At 48.2% G+C, this 17123-nt stretch carries 16 protein-coding genes; 5 read left to right on the top strand and 11 right to left on the bottom strand.

Annotated elements, in window-relative coordinates:
- Positions 1–237: 237 nt before the first annotated feature.
- A complete protein-coding gene (gene cysZ, locus C6Y40_RS23595; RefSeq protein WP_170308576.1) occupies positions 238–984 on the top strand; it encodes a sulfate transporter CysZ in 747 nt (248 codons plus the stop codon).
- Here cysZ and C6Y40_RS23590 read toward each other — a convergent pair.
- Together C6Y40_RS23590 and nlpI are read right to left on the bottom strand one after the other, a co-directional pair.
- The gene (locus C6Y40_RS23590) at positions 971–2461 is read right to left on the bottom strand and encodes a tetratricopeptide repeat protein (RefSeq protein WP_105936836.1); all 1491 of its coding nucleotides are present in this window, start codon (positions 2459–2461) and stop codon (positions 971–973) included. The genes cysZ and C6Y40_RS23590 overlap by 14 nt on opposite strands.
- Before the next feature lie 3 nt (positions 2462–2464).
- Positions 2465–3343 (bottom strand): lipoprotein NlpI, encoded by an 879-nt coding sequence (nlpI, locus tag C6Y40_RS23585; protein WP_105936835.1) that lies wholly within the window; start codon positions 3341–3343, stop codon positions 2465–2467.
- A 140-nt stretch (positions 3344–3483) separates the two neighbouring features.
- Between nlpI and cdd the strand changes: the two genes are divergently transcribed.
- Entirely contained in the window at positions 3484–3885 is a 402-nt protein-coding gene (cdd, locus tag C6Y40_RS23580; RefSeq protein WP_105936834.1) for a cytidine deaminase, read from the top strand.
- On the opposite strand, the gene C6Y40_RS23575 is transcribed toward cdd, so the two are convergent.
- Both C6Y40_RS23575 and pnp read right to left on the bottom strand, forming a co-directional pair.
- Complete coding sequence (locus tag C6Y40_RS23575; RefSeq protein WP_105936833.1) at positions 3882–4184, bottom strand: DUF1244 domain-containing protein; 303 nt, start codon at positions 4182–4184, stop codon at positions 3882–3884. The two genes, cdd and C6Y40_RS23575, sit on opposite strands and share 4 nt — an antisense overlap.
- A 79-nt stretch (positions 4185–4263) precedes the next feature.
- Entirely contained in the window at positions 4264–6378 is a 2115-nt protein-coding gene (gene pnp, locus C6Y40_RS23570; protein WP_105936832.1) for a polyribonucleotide nucleotidyltransferase, read from the bottom strand.
- Between the two features lie 237 nt (positions 6379–6615).
- Between pnp and C6Y40_RS23565 the strand changes: the two genes are divergently transcribed.
- Entirely contained in the window at positions 6616–7158 is a 543-nt protein-coding gene (locus C6Y40_RS23565) for an HNH endonuclease (RefSeq protein ID WP_105936831.1), read from the top strand.
- Position 7159: 1 nt separating this feature from the next.
- Here the strand turns inward: C6Y40_RS23565 and C6Y40_RS23560 are convergent, their stop codons facing one another.
- From C6Y40_RS23560 to C6Y40_RS23530, 7 genes are all read right to left on the bottom strand, one after another.
- Positions 7160–8077 carry a mechanosensitive ion channel family protein gene (locus C6Y40_RS23560; protein ID WP_338065271.1) on the bottom strand — a complete coding sequence of 306 codons (918 nt, stop codon included), beginning with the start codon at positions 8075–8077 and terminating at the stop codon, positions 7160–7162.
- Positions 8078–8181: 104 nt separating this feature from the next.
- Positions 8182–9429: a glutamate-5-semialdehyde dehydrogenase gene (locus tag C6Y40_RS23555; protein WP_105936830.1), complete on the bottom strand. Its 1248-nt coding sequence runs from the start codon at positions 9427–9429 to the stop codon at positions 8182–8184.
- Positions 9426–10535 carry a glutamate 5-kinase gene (gene proB / locus C6Y40_RS23550; protein WP_105936829.1) on the bottom strand — a complete coding sequence of 370 codons (1110 nt, stop codon included), beginning with the start codon at positions 10533–10535 and terminating at the stop codon, positions 9426–9428. Before proB ends, C6Y40_RS23555 begins: the two co-directional genes overlap by 4 nt.
- Before the next feature lie 13 nt (positions 10536–10548).
- Positions 10549–12045, bottom strand: coding sequence for a sodium/proline symporter PutP (gene putP / locus C6Y40_RS23545; RefSeq protein WP_105936828.1), 1497 nt, complete (start codon positions 12043–12045; stop codon positions 10549–10551).
- Positions 12046–12397: 352 nt separating this feature from the next.
- Positions 12398–12946, bottom strand: a complete 549-nt coding sequence (locus C6Y40_RS23540) for a hypothetical protein (protein WP_146129638.1) — start codon at positions 12944–12946, stop codon at positions 12398–12400.
- Positions 12947–13461: 515 nt separating this feature from the next.
- Entirely contained in the window at positions 13462–14148 is a 687-nt protein-coding gene (locus C6Y40_RS23535; protein ID WP_105936826.1) for an SDR family NAD(P)-dependent oxidoreductase, read from the bottom strand.
- Positions 14145–14690 carry a DUF2878 domain-containing protein gene (locus C6Y40_RS23530; protein WP_105936825.1) on the bottom strand — a complete coding sequence of 182 codons (546 nt, stop codon included), beginning with the start codon at positions 14688–14690 and terminating at the stop codon, positions 14145–14147. Before C6Y40_RS23530 ends, C6Y40_RS23535 begins: the two co-directional genes overlap by 4 nt.
- 133 nt (positions 14691–14823) lie before the next feature.
- On the opposite strand from C6Y40_RS23530, the gene C6Y40_RS23525 reads away from it, so the two are divergent.
- Together C6Y40_RS23525 and C6Y40_RS23520 are read left to right on the top strand one after the other, a co-directional pair.
- Positions 14824–16467: a diacylglycerol kinase family protein gene (locus C6Y40_RS23525; RefSeq protein ID WP_105936824.1), complete on the top strand. Its 1644-nt coding sequence runs from the start codon at positions 14824–14826 to the stop codon at positions 16465–16467.
- Between the two features lie 220 nt (positions 16468–16687).
- Positions 16688–17122, top strand: a complete 435-nt coding sequence (locus C6Y40_RS23520; RefSeq protein ID WP_105936823.1) for a hemerythrin domain-containing protein — start codon at positions 16688–16690, stop codon at positions 17120–17122.
- Position 17123: the final 1 nt, after the last annotated feature.

Below are 17123 nucleotides of genomic sequence, written 5' to 3'. Positions count from 1 at the left end.
TGATAGCGATACCCGCTGATCCTGTCGATAGCGTTGAACCGGTAATTCTCAATATGCGCACGCGTTGTTGTGGTTGTTATTATAAATTGAATGTAACAAAGTTCATGAACTGTAACAATTATGAATTCACAGTGAGATCCCAGGGTTTTATACTGTGGGTGTTTGAAAATATGCAATTTTTTATCGCCCCCTCTGCAGATAAGGGCATGTTCTTTTCACCAGACAGCAGGAGTTTTAATGGCACAACGCAGCGGTATCGGTTATTTCGGGCAAGGGTTTGATTTAATTACCACAAAAGGCTTAAAGCGCTTTGTGTTTATTCCTTTGATGATCAATCTGGTGTTATTTTCAGCGGCATTTTATTTTCTGCTCGGCGAAATTCAGGCCGGTGTGGACTACCTCATCGGGTTTATTCCTGACTGGCTGGGCTGGCTCAAGACCTCTATTACCTTTTTACTCTGGCCGTTGGCGGTGATCAGTATTTTACTCAGCTTTGCCCTGATGTTTGGTACCCTGGCCAACTGGATAGCCGCCCCTTTTAACGGCTTGCTGGCCGAAAAAGTGGAACGGCATCTTACCGGACAGTCACTCGGCGATGACGGCGTAATGGCAATCATTAAAGATATTCCCCGTACGCTGGGCCGGGAGATCACCAAACTGGTGTATTACCTGCCCCGCGCCATCGGCTTTTTGCTGTTATTTTTCTTTCTGCCGGTAATTGGCCAGATATTGTGGTTTTTATTCGGCGCCTGGATGATGGCCATCCAGTATTGCGACTACCCTTTTGATAACCACAAAGTGCCTTTTGGTGAAATGCGCCAACGACTTGGCGATCGTAAAGGCCTCAGCTATTCGTTTGGCGTTGCCGTTAACGTGATGGCGATGATACCGATTGTGAATTTTCTGGTGATGCCAGTGGCCATCTGCGGTGCCACTGCCATGTGGGTCAACGAATATCGTTCAGATGTCCTCAGTCGGCGCTGATATTTTCTGTCATCGCGTCTGCCGCCGGGTCGGTTGTTAAACCGGTCCGCTGCTGGCGGAATACATCCAGCCAGTAAGACGCTTTCTGAGAATTGCCTGCTTGTTCAAAATGCTGAAACAGATTCATGGCGATAGGACGCTGTGCCTTGGGATTGTTAAGTAACGAACTCCAGATCGAAAGGTAGATAGGCGGGATATATTTAGCGTCGTGGTTTTCCATAAAGGTGATCCGAGCGCTGGGTTTAAAGCTCGCTACGCCAATGTTATTACAGGTACGCGATGGATAAAGGGTGACCGGGAATTCGATAGACTGCCAGTATTCGATGTTACTCAGCGGCGCATAAGTCAACGTCCCTAAAAACACCAGATTAGGCGCGGATTGGCGGGCGCAGTACTCTTTGGCAAAACTGCGGGTTAACGGATACTCGTCGACAAACCCGACAAAATGTGCCAACTCATGAACAAATACGCTATAGGTATCGCCCACATCAAGATACATCACGCCATTATTCACATTCGCCTTGCCTGATTTGGCCAACACCACTGCATGGGTAAAGCCGCGCTGCCTGACTACCGGCTCAAGCGCTTCAATGTTACACCCGAGGCGTCCCTGGCCTTGCCAGTTAGCATCACAATTTAATGACTCGCGGGCCAGCCAGATGGGCTTGCTCACGCATAAGGGTAAGGATTTAAGCCGTTTGTCTGCTAAGAACTGCTGGTAAATACGATTCGCCTGCACCATCTCGGCCAGTCCGGTGGCGAAAGGCTGAATTTGCTGCCGGCATTGCGCTGGATTACCACTTGCCGGCTTAGTCGACAAATCAGCAATTGACTCAGGCTGATATTGTTGCAGCACAGCCAACACACTTTCGGCCTGCTCGTGGTGCTGTTCCGCCGCCTGTTTAAACAGTTCGTATCCTTCGTCTTCACGGCCCTGCTGCCAGCGGATATAGGCCAGCTGAAATGCGCTCTGGCTGTCCCGGCTGGCGGTTTTTTGTAACCATGGCTCGGCTTCACTTTGTTGTTCGTGGAGCAGATACCAGTCAGCAAGGGCAGTTTGCGCCACAAAATAATCCTGCTCAGCAGCCGCTTTTAACCAGGTTTCACGATGAGCAAAATCATCCCGCGTGAGCGCATATTCATATTGTGCTTCGGCCACCCCGCCGCGCGCCGCCAGACGCACCAGCCGCTGGGTGATCCTCGGGTTATCCTCTAACCGGGAAAGTGTCAGTGCAGCGGGTGAATAACCGGACTTAATGAGCATTTCCAGCCAGTACTGGTTGCGGTTAGCCTCTGCAAACGCCATCAGGCGTTGCTTAGCCACCAGACTATTTTGCTGCACAGCAACCCATAACAATGGTGCAGGCTTGTCGGCCTGCTCGGCGTTATTGAGCAATTGGGAGGGCATATGTCCACTGTCTGCGGCGATGGTTAATGAAGTAAACACCGCCAGACAGGTTGCTCTGAAGAACATCATGACTTAGTCGGTAACCGTGTTTTGCCTTAAGCGTTGCAGCTCCAAGCGGGCATAACGGTGTTCAACGTACTCATACACATTGGTGCTGAGGGCAAACTTAAAGTAATTGGAGGCCACGCCAGGCTGGTTGTTTTCTTCGTGATACTTACCCAGATAAAAATAAGCTTCACACAACCTGTCGGTCAGCTCTTTCTCGCTGGTAATGCCATTTAGCAGCGAGTCGAGCAATTGTTTTTCGGTTTGCTGGCCTAAAAACAAATCGACCAGACCGGTAGCCCAATGACTGTCAGGCAGGTTTTCCCGGCGCTGAGTGAGTTGTTGCCGGGCCGTCTGCGGAGCGTACTCTGACTCGGCAAAATAGGCCCATAACACCCGGAATGGATCATCCGGCGCTTTGTTAGCGAAGGTCGCTAAATCAGACACGGCTAAGTCGGCCCGGCCGCCGTAATATAACGCAATGCCACGGTTTAAAAAGGCGAAATCATAACCCGGATCGATATCCAGGGTTGAATCAAAGGCTTCATAGGCACGGCTAAACTCTTCCTGCTGTACCATGTGGACACCAAGTGAGTTGTACGCTTCGGCCATATCCGGTTTAAAGTTAATTGCCCGGTTATAATCGAATTGCGCCAGGCCACCCAGGCCTACGCTGTCGTATAACATGCCACGCTGGAAATGTAACTGGGCTTTATCTTCGTCGGTTAGTTCGGCGTTAGAGAGAATCTGGCCGAATCGGGCGATAGCCACCTGCGAACGAATACTCAGGGGAGCAGGTTCCGGCACTAACAGGTTCCCCATTTCGGTTTGCTGTTGTTTTGGTGCAGTTTGTGCGCAACCGGTAACCACTAAAACAAAAAAGATAAGACTCAATCGACTAAGCATGGTAAATATAATTCTTTCCTATTCGCCGCGTTTGATACAACTATAACAGAAGTCAGACGCTAACACGTATTGATGAGTGAGACTATATCAGTTCTCACCGGATAGTAGACAAAAATAACGACAGTTAAGGAAGCAGTAAATTGTTACAACAGTTAAAAGATGCCGCACTAAAGGCCCAGAAAAACGCCTACGCCCCCTACTCTAAGTTCCGGGTTGGCGCGGCAATCGTCGCCGAGGACGGCAATGTATATTACGGCTGCAACGTTGAAAACGCCGCGTTCCCACAGGGGCAATGCGCCGAAGCCTCGGCGATTGGCACTATGATTACCGCTGGCGCCACGCAGATTAAACAAATTCTGGTTGCCAGCCCCAATGATGATTACTGCTATCCCTGCGGTGGCTGCCGCCAGAAAATCGCCGAGTTTGCCAGTGCAGATACACCGGTATTTATGCTCACCGCTAGTGGCGAATGCACTAAAACCACAGTCAGTGAACTGCTCCCCCACACTTATAGTTTGCCGGAGGAGCAAAACCGGGGTTAAGCCTTTTTGGCTGCCTGTTTGGCATTAAATGCAGCCAGTTGTTCGTCGGTAGCGGGCAGCTGGTGTTTTTCCTTCCACTCGCTGTAAGGCATTTTATAAACCACGCGTCGGGCTTCATCATAGTCCACTTCTTCGCCACGTTCTTCGGCAGCTTTGCTATACCATTTAGCCAGACAGTTGCGACAAAAGTCAGCCAGAATCATCAGTTCGATATTCTGCACGTCTTTATGTTCATCCAGGTGAGTGATTAAACGGCGGAATACGGCTGCTTCGATTTCAGTTTGTACGGATTTATCCATGTTACTTTTCCTTAAGGCCTGTTCATGCATGAAAAAAGGGGCTTATAGCCCCTTTATACCTACGAATTTCGCTTTGAGATTAAGCGTCGTCAGAAGACTCAGGCTTAGCTGGCTTTTCTAACAACTCTTTAATGCTTAAACGTACACGGTTCTGACGGTCGATTTCCATTACTTTTACGTCAACCATCTGACCTTCAGACAGGTAGTCAGTCACTTTGTTCACACGCTCGTGAGCAATTTGTGAAATGTGAACCAGACCTTCTTTACCCGGCAGTACTTCAACGAAAGCACCAAAGTCAACGATACGGGTTACTTTACCGTTGTAGGTCTTACCTACTTCGATTTCAGCAGTCACCTGTTCAATCTTAGCAATGGCGATTTCCGCTTTGGCACGCTCGGTTGCGAAGATCTTCACTGTACCGTCATCTTCGATTTCGATGTTGGTGTCAGACTCTTCGGTGATCGAACGAATCATTGCGCCGCCTTTACCGATAACGTCACGGATCTTGTCCTGATCAATCTTCAGCGTGTAAATGCGCGGTGCAAACTCGCTCATTTCTTCACGGTGGCCGCCCAGGGCAGAGTCCATTACGCCAAGAATGTGTAAACGGGCTTCTTTTGCCTGTTTAAGGGCAATCTGCATGATTTCTTTAGTGATACCTTCAATCTTGATATCCATCTGCAGCGCCGTAACACCTTCGGTAGTACCGGCAACTTTAAAGTCCATGTCACCTAAGTGATCTTCATCACCCAAGATGTCAGACAGAACTACGAAGTTGTCGTCGCTCTTCACCAGACCCATAGCGATACCAGCAACAGAGGCCTTAATTGGTACACCAGCATCCATTAACGCCAGTGAAGTACCACATACAGAAGCCATTGAAGATGAACCGTTTGATTCAGTGATTTCTGATACCACACGTACTACATACGGGAATTCTTCATCAGAAGGCATAACCGCCTGAATACCGCGCTTAGCCAGTCGACCGTGACCAATTTCACGACGCTTAGGCGAGCCGATCATACCAGTTTCACCTACACAGTACGGAGGGAAGTTATAATGCAGCATAAACTTGCTGTCGCGACGGCCAGCCAGTTCATCAATCATCTGCGCATCACGCTCGGTACCAAGGGTAGCCACAACCAGTGCCTGTGTTTCACCACGGGTGAATACTGCAGAACCGTGGGTACGCGGCAGTACGCCGGTAGACACGTTAAGGGCGCGTACCATAGTAGGATCACGGCCATCGATACGTGGTTCACCTGCCAGGATACGTGAACGTACTACGTCACTTTCCAGTTCGTGCAGCAGATCAAGCACTTCTTTAGAGTCTTGCTCTTCGTCAGCAGCCAGAATCTCAGCCGCTGCTTTTTCGGTAACCGCTGTCACTGCGTCTTTACGCTCGAGCTTGTCAGAAATCTGATAAGCAGCAGTCATGCCTTCAAGGGCAAGGGCTTTAATTTTGTCTTTCAGACTGGTGTTTTCCTGCGGAGCAACCCAGTCCCACTTCGGCGTGTTCACTTCAGATGCAAACTCATTAACCGCAGAAACAACAGTTTGTAATTGCTCGTGACCGAACATTACCGCACCAAGCATCACTTCTTCAGACAGAATGCTGGCTTCTGATTCAACCATCAGTACCGCACCTTCAGTACCGGCAACCACTAAATCAAGTTGGCTTGCTTCCTGCTCACTGGTGCGGGTGTTAAGAATATATTCACCATCAGTGTAGCCAACACGTGCCGCACCAATCGGACCATTAAACGGAATACCAGAAATGGCCAGAGCCGCTGAAGTACCAATCATTGAGATCACATCAGTGGGTATTTCCGGGTTTGCAGAAACCACGGTGATAACAACCTGTACTTCGTTCTTAAACCCTTCCGGGAATAATGGACGAATTGGACGGTCAATCAGACGCGCAGTCAGGGTTTCACCTTCAGAAGGACGACCTTCACGCTTGAAAAAACCGCCTGGGATTTTACCCGCAGCGTAAGTTTTTTCCTGATAGTTAACGGTCAGAGGGAAGAAATCCTGATCGGCTTTGGCTTCTTTTTTACCAACTACGGTAACCAGTACAGAAGTATCGTCCATGCTGGCTAATACTGCAGCGGTTGCCTGACGGGCAATCACACCCGTTTCTAAAGTTACAGTATGCTGTCCATACTGGAATGTTTTTGTAATAGGAGTCACTATTTGTCCTTTAAATCTTTCTTTAAAATTCTTCGCTATTAAACGCGGCCGTTAGTATAGCGGCGTCAAGGTGCGTTTACCAATAACTAATCACCGATAAGCCAAAAAATTAAGTCTTACGGGCAATTTGCGCATTTTTAACCCACCCTGTGGCGTCTTTTCATCAATCTGTCATACTGATTCGTAACAGTACTGTTTGCCAGGTCGACAAGACCTCTAAAGGATTGAGGGCCGGACATGTTAATATTACGTCTCAATAAAGCAGGTGCGCCACAAGACTGGCTCGACATTTATCAGGCCGCTCGTTACTACGCCCAGAATAAAGTACTGTTTGAACTGGGTAATCAGCACCGTACCCTGCTCGGCGGCTGGAACCGTGAAGGCCAGCAAAGCCAGCTGCGTATCAGTTCGATTATCGCCTGCGATGGTAAAGTAGTACAAAACGGCAAAATTGCCTTGAGTAACCACTATTTATTCCGTCGCGACAACTACCTGTGTTTATATTGCGGCAATCAGTTTCGTTCCGGCCAGCTCACCCGGGATCATATTATCCCACGCTCAAGAGGCGGTAAAAACAACTGGCAAAATGTCGCCACTGCCTGCGCCCGCTGTAACCATCAAAAAGGTGCCAGAACACCGGAAGAGGCGAATATGCCATTACTGGCTGTGCCCTTCGCGCCCAATTTGTATGAACGCTTTTACCTGATGAACCGGCGTATTCTGGCCGATCAGATGGACTTTTTAAGCCACCATTTCAGCCAGCGTCGCGCCTGGTTGTAATCTAAGCCTGATCTGAACTTACTGGTGGCAAGCCGCCCTTTTTCTGTTCTGCTTTAATGGTATCAAACCATAAAGACAACCAGTCTGCGCGAATTTTCTCTTCCAGTAACAGCGACTCGTCAGAAGGACAAAACAGCCCCACTTTCACCACAAACTTGGCAAAATTATTGGTTTCAATGTCGATAACCGGATCGATGCTAATGAACTCAGCATCCAGGTTACGCTCAATCCAGCTCTTATAGCGCTCGGCTACATCGCGGAAGTGACTGCAATGTTCAATGGCTTTCGCTCTGAAGTCGTCCAACAACCTATAGGGATTGACCAGCGGCTCAAGCGTTAACGAAAATTCGTGCAATCGATAGCGGCGCAGGAAGTTAAGGTTTTTAACTACCTGAATCATCAATTGATTATTCGGCACATACACGTGCTTACCGGTATAGCCATAGTGTTCCGCATCCACTTCCAGCAGTGTGGTTTTGGCCCAGTCCATTTCTACCACTTCGCCCACATTATCGCCTAACTGAACCCAGTCGCCGACCCTGAACGGACGCGTTGTCATGTAGTAGATAAAGCCCATAAAGCACTGGATCATCTCGCGGGTGGCAAAGACGATAGCCACCATAAATGCCGCAATGGACAGGGCCAGACTCTGCACTTCGGTTGACCAGAGCATTAGCAGCAACACCAGCAGGATGGCATTACCTAACTGGTCGATAATATTAATGGAGTGACGGCGGTCATCGCCGCTTTTTTTACTTTGTCGTCTGAGCAACCTGATAATGATGCGCTTGCAACCAAGAAACACCATTATAAGTAACAGTGAGGTTAGTAATTTATAGGACTGGGTGTAATCCAGAAAAACGCGCCAGGCTTGGTCGATTACGTCAGGCATCGCCATGAACTCAAGTTCCTCCAACAAAAAAGCCCACCTTATAGGTGGACTTTACATATTCGTAGCAAAGCGTGGCAGGTTATAGTAAAAAACTCAACCTTACCACGTCGACCATCGGTTATCCGTCGCTATTATTCGCGGATTTGTCCGGTGCCGGTGACTACATATTTCTCAGTGGTCAGCGACTCCAGCCCCATAGGTCCGTAAGCATGCAATTTAGTGGTGGCGATACCAATCTCTGCGCCAAGGCCAAGCTGGCTACCATCATTAAAGCGTGAAGACGCATTAATCATTACCGCTGAGGCATCTACAGCACGCTGGAAGTGCTTTGCTGTATCCATGTTCTGAGTACAGATCACTTCTGTATGGTGACTACCAAATTTATGGATGTGCGACAGTGCTTCGTCGTAGTCTTTAACTACGCGGATAGCGATTTCAAGGCCAAGGTACTCTTCGCCAAATTCGTCATCGCCAATCACATCGGCATTGTCGAAATAGCTGGCTGCCGCTTCGTTAGCATGCACCGTGACGCCTTTCTCCTGACACATCTTACTGACTCTTGGCAGGAAATCACCGGCAATCGCCTGATGCACTACCAGACCTTCCAGTGCGTTACACACACCGGTACGCTGAGTTTTACCGTTAATAAGAAGCTCCAGGCCCATGTCCAGATCTGCGTCCTTATCGACGTATAAGTGACATACACCTTTGAAGTGCTGAATTACCGGCACCTTACTGTTATCTGTTACATAGCGGATAAGGCCTTCACCACCACGTGGAATAATCACGTCGATAGTATCAACCTGATCCATCAGTTCCTGCATCAGGGCGCGGTCCGGATCCGGGATCACGCTGATTAACGCTTCAGGTAAATCGTGCTCACGCAGAACCTGCTGCAACAAGCCAGCAATCGCCATGCTGGTTTGCAAGGCTTCTTTACCACCACGCAGAATTACGCCGTTACCCGATTTAAAACATAAAGCACCAGCATCAGCGGTTACGTTGGGACGTGCTTCGTAAATCATACAAACCACACCAAGGGGCACACGCATTTTGTTAATTTGCAGGCCGTTAGGACGTTCCATAATCGAACGCTCCTGCCCTACCGGATCAGCCAGCTCAATAATGGTTTCGATGCCTGCAGCCATATCTTCGATACGCGCAGGCGTCAGGGTGAGGCGGTCTAACATGGCGTCATCCAGACCGGCTTGTTTACCCTCAGCAACTTCTTTCGTGTTGACCTTAACAATCTCGTCCTGGTTATCACGAATGGCTGCAGCCATGGCAGCCAGTACTTTGTTTTTCGTTGCTTCATCTAAAATCGCTAACGTTTTCGCAGCGTTAGCTGTGTCGTTGGCAATTTGTGTAATTAAACTCATTTGTTCTCCAATACTGCAATGTGCTGTTCTGAAATAATCGGACCGGTTTTCTCTTCGAATTCCGATGCAAACTTCTGATTACCTTCATTGGCAATGAAGTTTAACAAACAGCTACTGTAATTTGATTTAGCCTTGGCCAGTTTTACGCCATCTTCACGACGGACTAAAATGGTATCGCCTACCGAAAACTCGCCTTTAACGTCAAGAATTTCACTACTGGTGAGTGACTCAACGCCCTCATCCAGAGGATCGCTAAACGCTTCTTTAATCACGACCTCACCCTGCGCATTCGAGGTGTGGGTCATCCAGTGCACGTTTTCTTTCATCGGCTTTTCATGCGCCTGGAAGTGCGTGCCAGGGTTTTGTCCTTCGAGCATCAGGTTAAATGAAAGCTCGGTAAAGCCATTAATGATAAAGGTATCAATACCGTGTGAAACCGCTTTTTCAGCTGCTTCTACTTTGGTGCGCATACCACCGGTACCAACACCATCTTCGGCGGCGCCGCCGGCCATAGCGTAGATACTCTCATCAATCTTATCTACCCACGATAACAATTTTGCGTCGTCATGTTTGTGGGGGTTTTTATCGTACAACCCGTCTACATCAGAACAGATAACCAGCGCATCCGCATCGGCAGCTGCCGCTACCATGGCAGACAGGTTATCGTTATCACCGACTTTAAGCTTGTCGGTAGTTATCGTGTCGTTCTCATTAACGATGGGTAATACACCGTGATCAAGCAAGCTGTCCAGTGTTTCACGAATACTTACATAGCGCTCACGGTCACGTAAGTCAGCGTGAGTCAGTAACACCTGGGCCGACGGAAAGTCGAACAGTTTATCCCAGGTTGCCATCATTTCGGTCTGACCAGCTGCGGCCATCGCTTTTTTGATAGCAATGTTCTTTTTCGTTTCTTCCGGGAATATGTGTGCACCCGCAGCTACCGAGCCTGAGGAGACCAGCACAACCTGAATGCCCTGCATCCGGCAACGTACGATAAATTGCGCAATACTCAGAAGATAATGACTACTACATCCCTGACGGTTAGGGGCAATCAATGCACTCCCAACCTTAACTACAATGCGTTTCCAATTTGAACGATTCATATTTCCTATCACCTTAAGATAATTCTGCTAAAACTTTATTTGTTTCGGTAAATTTCGCCTGCACTTCCTCGTGCGGCTCTTCACTGAAGATAATCACGCCCCAGATAGTCAGTGAACTAATGATAAAGCCGGGGACAATCTCATAAACCACACTGCTTAGTGTTGCACCGCCTTCAAGGACCGGCGCATAGATCCAGAACAGTACCGTTACGGCACCGCTCAAAATGCCTGCCAGAGCGGCTTTATGAGTTAAATTTTTCTTGTACAAACAAAACAGCACCAGCGGACCAAACGCTGCACCAAAGCCTGCCCAGGCGTTACTGACCAGAGACAAGATGCTGTTCGATGAATCCCATGCCAACAGCAATGCTGCAAGTGCTACACCCGCTACACCATAGCGGCCTATCGCTACGGTTTGCTCCTGGGACGCTTCTTTTTTATTCACTACACGGTAAATGTCTTCTGTCAGTGAGCTAGCCGACACCAGCAGCTGCGATGAGATAGTACTCATAATGGCAGCCAGAATTGCAGCCATCAGGAACCCGCTGATCAACGGATGAAACAGAATCTCAGAGAATATGATAAAAATAGTCTCTGCATCTGCCACCTGCAAGCCAAACTGGTTTGCATAAGCAATCCCTACAAAACCGGTACCCAATGCACCGATAATGGTCACCAACATCCACGACATACCAATGTTACGAGCTGTCGCAATAGCCTTTACTGAACGAATGGCCATAAAGCGGACGATAATATGCGGCTGTCCGAAATAACCTAAACCCCATGCCAGGCTGGATACCAGACCAAGCAATGTTAGCTCCTGCCATGATTCACTTAACGACGGTACTGATTCCAGTGCCGCGCTGTTCATTTGCGCCAGGCTGTCAAACTCGGTAAACGCTACGATCGGTACCAATACCAGCGCCACAAACATAATGCAGCCCTGCACAAAGTCCGTCATGCTTACCGCCAGGAAACCGCCCAACAGTGTGTAAGAAACCACTACCGCCAGCGTAATAATCAGACCTGTCTGATAACCCATGCCAAACGCGCTTTCAAAAAGCTTACCGCCAGCCACTAAACCGGCCGACGTATATAATGTAAAAAACATTACAATAATGCCGGCTGACACCATTCTCACACTGGCATTAGACTGACCAAACCGCTTCGCGAAAAATTCAGGAATAGTCAGCGAGTCATCGGCTACTTCGGTGTAAACGCGCAGCTTTGGCGCGACCAGAAAATAGTTAGCCAACGCACCAGCCACCAGACCAATTGCAATGTACATGGCATCAAAACCAGTTAAAAACATCGCGCCGGGTAATCCCATCAGCATCCATCCGCTCATATCAGATGCGCCAGCGGATAATGCAGTTACGTGTGGGCTAACCTGACGACCGCCCAGTATGTAGCCGGAAATGTCACTGGTTGATTGCTTATATGCGAACAACCCAATGCCCAGCATAACTGCAAAGTAAATCGCTAGTGAGATGTAACTTTCAAACGCCATAGAAAAATATTGCCTTTGTATTTTTGTCGTTAACTGATTATCAATATTAATTAGAGGTCTAATTATACGCATATAAACATTTATTACAAGGGCGAAGACTACGAGGGGGAGGCGTAAAATCCATTAAAACAGCCATCTACAAACCGTATAAACGTCATTCACCCTTACTATTGACAGTTGAATCAAGTTACCAAAGCAAAACCATAAAAAACTGATTAATATAGCTTTTTATCTCAATCCTGGTAGTTATACGTGCTTAACTTTAAAAACCTACTAAAATGAACTGAATTACCATCTTTGTTCAATTCGTGACATTTTTATTACGGGTCTAAATATTAGAGTTCGTTTTCATCTAAGCCGCCAACGTTGCCGGTTTATTTACAGACTGACGTACTGAAATAGCTATCCCTTCGCACCAGGATTGAAACGCTACGGAGTCTGCCGCAGAGTAATCAAGCCCTAACCAATGACAATCTGCACCGTGTGATGCAAAACTTACCTGCATCGCCAGCTCGATATTCGAAAGGTTATCGTCTTCAGTCACGGTAAACGCTGCAGCTACGTCACAATCGGCCAGCAAAGCCTGATGGCTCTGACGAAAAATTATCTCAAAACGCCTTGCCAGCGGGCTGTCACCATTAGGCGGTAGTTGAAATATAACGCCCTGAAGGTGTTTGGTTTTGTCGTCCTGTCTGACCAAATCAGAATGAGTGAGTAACTGTAATTTTATGCCGCTGTTACCAAACTGGGAGCCGAGGCGTTGCACTCGCTGGCGAATAGCCTCGTTCCACTCATACAACACAACCCCAACAGATACCACTGCAGGTTGATAATGATCCTGAGTTACAATCACCCTTTCCTGGGTGTCATAACCCGCCGACATCGCTAAAGACTCACTCACTGAATATTCTCCTTCCGAAAACGGCTGATGGTTTCGCACCTGTCGCTCTGCATCAGTTATGACAACTAAACTTGCAAAGTCGACGCCAATTCAAAAAAGAAAAATAGCCTTTAACTTTCAATAAGATAGATTTTTAGACACCAAAAAATAGAAGAAGCCGTCAATAAAGGCCCCCAGAAATGCCCGCCGGTGTGAAAAATATTCACACCGGCGGTAATACCAATCCGCATAGGGGTTTACCCTCTCAGAGTGATCCCTGAGGGCTAGACGAAAACGACTTAGATCACGACGCGTTCTCTGTGGTATAGTCATTCTATGTCCAGAGGACGCAACACAGAAGTAAGTCGTTTTGGCCACTCCCTTCGGGCAATCCCCTGAGGGTGAGCTGGCAGGCTTTCTGGCGTTGTTACGCTTGCTTGATTTGGAACCACCAAACCTGTGCAACCAAGCCTAGCCACAAAACCTGCCAGTCTTGCTGAGTGGGCAACCCCCTATGCGGATTGGTATATTACACACTACCAGCTGATGGGTTTGCGTTTGCGGAAGAACATCCCGTTAGGACTGTCTTCATCGAGACTGGCCAGCCAGATAGCTGTGTCTGCGCCCTCCTCCGGCGTTAGCGGCGCACTGGAGCCGCCCATGCGGGTATGAACCCAGCCCGGGCACATAGCATTTACCTTAACGTTTTTACCGGCCGGCACTGACGCCGCCGTTTTCACTGTCAGCGCATTCAGCGCCGCTTTCGTTACCGCATAAGCCGGAGGTCCGCCGAGTTTCTCGGCAAAGCTACCGTATCCGCTTGAAACATTGATAATACGACCAAAATTGTTCTCCAGCATGGCGGGCAGCACGGCTTTAGTTAGCATCGCCGGACCTTTCACATGTACATCAAACGATAACTGCAGGTCGCCTGCACTCAGCTCAGTAAGTTCGTCACTGTGCATCACCCCGGCGTTATTGATCAATATATCTATATCGCCAAACACCGCCACTGCTCGTGTGTGAGCTTCTTCCATTGCACCCTGTGCAGTGATGTCCATTACAATTGGATGTACATCGCCATTGAGATCTGCGCAGGCCTGTTCGGCTTCCTCTTCGTCACGGGCTACCAGTAATACCTTGTGACCCAGCTTCAGCAAGCCTTCTGCTATTGCAAAACCGATCCCACGGTTACCTCCCGTTACCATCGACAAGGGTGTCATAACTTCTCCTTTGTGGTTTGGAATGTGTCACTGCCATTAACACGTTGTGCTACGGCTTCAACGCGTTGGCTTAGCAAAAAGATCACAGGCATAAGGCATGCCCAGATGGCGGCAAGTAAAAATACGGTAGGATAAAAAGCTAAGCCAAAGGTGACTGCCTGTAACTTCATACCCGCCACATAGCTAAGCGTACCGCCGACCGCACCAAGTCCGGCAGCTAACCAGTAGTGTGTGCTGAGATATGCCAGACTGTGCCTCAGCGTAGAGGCAAAGGCGAACCATAGTAAAATAAGCCAGAAAGGGATCGGTAAGAATTGCCCGGAACCAGAAAAAATGTACACACCAGACAGTGCCAGCAGACTGTCGGTAATGACGCCTGCGATTGCTGCAACCAGCACTACGGCGAATTCTGTGAGTGACTCCCCAACCAGCACGATATGGGCAATCAACAGCGCAGCAACCACCCACCAGTATTGATTCTGGTACAGGATAAGCAGCCACCAACTGGCCTGAAAACCGATAAAATTGATTAACTTAAACAATCCTTCACCCCACTAAAATTAACCGCACGGCACAATACTTGTATTACCTGTATTACCGAAACAACGTTTTTACTGATTGCTGTAACTGATACGGCGCTAACGATAGTGGGTTCACTGAGGGAGAGAATAACCAATGAAGATGGTTAAGTATTATCTGTTGGCTGGCATTTTACTTTGTGTCATTGCGGCCTATGTGCCCTACTGGTGGATAAATGTGGTCATTCTGTGGACTGCGGCATCGCTGTTTGCCGTGTGTGTGGCTTATCTGACTAATTACCCCGAATTATTCAGAAAACGCGAAGACGGGCGGATCCCGGTTTACGTACGCTGGCTGTTTATTCCTTTTCTGCTGGGTGCCCGTTTATATAACTATTATGAACGCAAAACCGATAAGGTACCCAGTATTCAGAAAATCGAAGAGCAACTGTATCTGGGTACAAGACTGGTCGGTAGCGACATTGAAAAACTCAGCAACCAGGGGATCGACTGCATTCTGGATGTCACCGCAGAATTCGACGGCCTCGACTGGACCAGTTACCGCTATGATGTGGATTATCTGAATATTCCGGTACTCGACCATGCCAGCCCTACTAACGAGCAGCTTCACCTGGCACTAAACTGGATTGATCAACACATTCGAGATGGTCGCAAAATACTGGTTCATTGTGCTTTAGGGCGCGGTCGCTCGGTGCTGGTAATGGCTGCCTTCCTGCTGGCCCGCAACGATGCGCTGTCAGTGGTTGATGTGATGAATAAGATCCAATCAGTACGAGCTACAGCGAGACTTAATAAGCATCAGCTTAAGAGTCTTTCAGTGGTAAAACAACGTGGCCGTTTAAAATTAAATACGCAGCTGGCTCTCATTGCCAACCCGGTAGCAGGCGGCGGCAAATGGAAAACGTACAAGGAAGAAATCCTTTCCCATTTAAACAGTCAGTTTCGAGTCACCATATACGAGACCACACCTGAGCTCAATGCCACCTGGCAGGCACATCAGGCAATAAAGGCCGGTAACGAAATATTAATCGCCTGTGGTGGCGATGGTACAGTTACAGAAGTTGCCACAGTAACCCGCGAACACCAGAAGGTGCTGGGCATTATTCCTCTGGGTACCGCCAATGCACTAAGTCAGATTGTATATGGCCTGCGTAGCAAGCTCGCGCCCATCACACGTGCCTGTGAAGTGATTTGCGAGCAGCAATATACGCCGGTGGATACAGCAGAATGTAATGGCAAACTAATGCTATTGGTGTCTGCCATTGGCTTTGAATCTCAGATGATTGAACATGCCGACCGAGAGGAAAAGAATAACGGTGGTCAGATGGCTTATCTTGAGGGCCTGTGGAAAGCAATGAACACCAGCAACCCGCAAAAGCTTCAGGTGACCGTTGATGATGAAAGCTTTGAGCTCGATACCCCTTCATTTGTTATCGCCAATGCGGCGCCACTTAGCACTGCACTCGCTCAGGGGGGCGACCTGCCGGATATGACAGATGGTGAACTGGATATCACCTGGCTCACCCCTACAGAAGATGACATGCCGTTATTTACCGTGGCCGAACTGGTGTTTGGCAACGAGCAATCAAAGAAATCATCACAAATCATTCATCACAAACGGGCTAAGCAGGTCAGTATAAAACTGCCTGAGGAGCAAACTTACGTAATTGATGGTGAAACCTACACTACAAGCGAAATCACCGTTAAATGTCAGGCCAGAAATCTCAATATTCTGGCCGACAGCAAACGCTTTGATGAAAGCTATGAGGTGAGTGACTAACGTTTCCGGATTACATTACCAAGGGTAACTATTACCCTTGGCCTTCCCTTTAACTCCCACCAAAACAGAAATACCCATTTTAAATCATACACATATCTTCGGGCACAGGTATTGCTAAATTACTAGTCAGAGAGTAACAAACGGTAACCCGCTGGAAGACTCAATTAGTCACACATAACACGTTATGGTTACCATCTGAACAACTAGTCAGGAGCACCTTATGAACATTTTTGAAGCATTACGTCAGGATCATGAAAAGCAACGTTTATTACTAAAGATCTTAGTAGAAACACATGGCGACACTGCCGCTCGTCGTGAATATTTCGATGAGCTGAAGGACGAACTGGAGCGTCACGCAACAGCCGAAGAACGTCACTTTTACGTACCGCTTATGGATGATGACAACGCAGTTGAACTGTCTCGTCATGGTATCGCAGAGCACCACGAGATTGATGAATTAGTGGAAAAGCTCGATGGCACAGAGTTTAGCTCTCCCGCCTGGTTACGTTTTCTTAAACAGCTTAAGGAGCAGGTTGAGCATCACCTGGACGACGAAGAGCAGGAATTTTTCCAGATTGCCGGTCGCATCCTTAACGAGAAGCAGAAAAAAGCGCTCGGTGAGGCTTATCGTGACGAAATGAGCGAACTGGCGTAAC

Origin of the sequence: Marisediminitalea alba, assembly GCF_002993365.1 — a bacterium.
Lineage (GTDB): Bacteria > Pseudomonadota > Gammaproteobacteria > Enterobacterales > Alteromonadaceae > Alteromonas > Alteromonas alba.
Note: the sequence above shows the minus strand (reverse complement) of the source record. Positions and strands in the feature narration are given on the sequence as shown.

Bases quoted from the DNA above. Each gene is read 5' to 3' on its own strand.
- cysZ (WP_170308576.1), top strand. From the start codon at position 238: ATGGCACAACGCAGCGGTATCGGTTATTTCGGGCAAGGGTTTGATTTA.
- C6Y40_RS23590 (WP_105936836.1), bottom strand. From the start codon at position 2,461: ATGATGTTCTTCAGAGCAACCTGTCTGGCGGTGTTTACTTCATTAACC.
- nlpI (WP_105936835.1), bottom strand. From the start codon at position 3,343: ATGCTTAGTCGATTGAGTCTTATCTTTTTTGTTTTAGTGGTTACCGGT.
- C6Y40_RS23575 (WP_105936833.1), bottom strand. From the start codon at position 4,184: ATGGATAAATCCGTACAAACTGAAATCGAAGCAGCCGTATTCCGCCGT.
- C6Y40_RS23565 (WP_105936831.1), top strand. From the start codon at position 6,616: ATGTTAATATTACGTCTCAATAAAGCAGGTGCGCCACAAGACTGGCTC.
- C6Y40_RS23555 (WP_105936830.1), bottom strand. From the start codon at position 9,429: ATGAGTTTAATTACACAAATTGCCAACGACACAGCTAACGCTGCGAAA.
- proB (WP_105936829.1), bottom strand. From the start codon at position 10,535: ATGAATCGTTCAAATTGGAAACGCATTGTAGTTAAGGTTGGGAGTGCA.
- putP (WP_105936828.1), bottom strand. From the start codon at position 12,045: ATGGCGTTTGAAAGTTACATCTCACTAGCGATTTACTTTGCAGTTATG.
- C6Y40_RS23535 (WP_105936826.1), bottom strand. From the start codon at position 14,148: ATGACACCCTTGTCGATGGTAACGGGAGGTAACCGTGGGATCGGTTTT.
- C6Y40_RS23525 (WP_105936824.1), top strand. From the start codon at position 14,824: ATGAAGATGGTTAAGTATTATCTGTTGGCTGGCATTTTACTTTGTGTC.
- C6Y40_RS23520 (WP_105936823.1), top strand. From the start codon at position 16,688: ATGAACATTTTTGAAGCATTACGTCAGGATCATGAAAAGCAACGTTTA.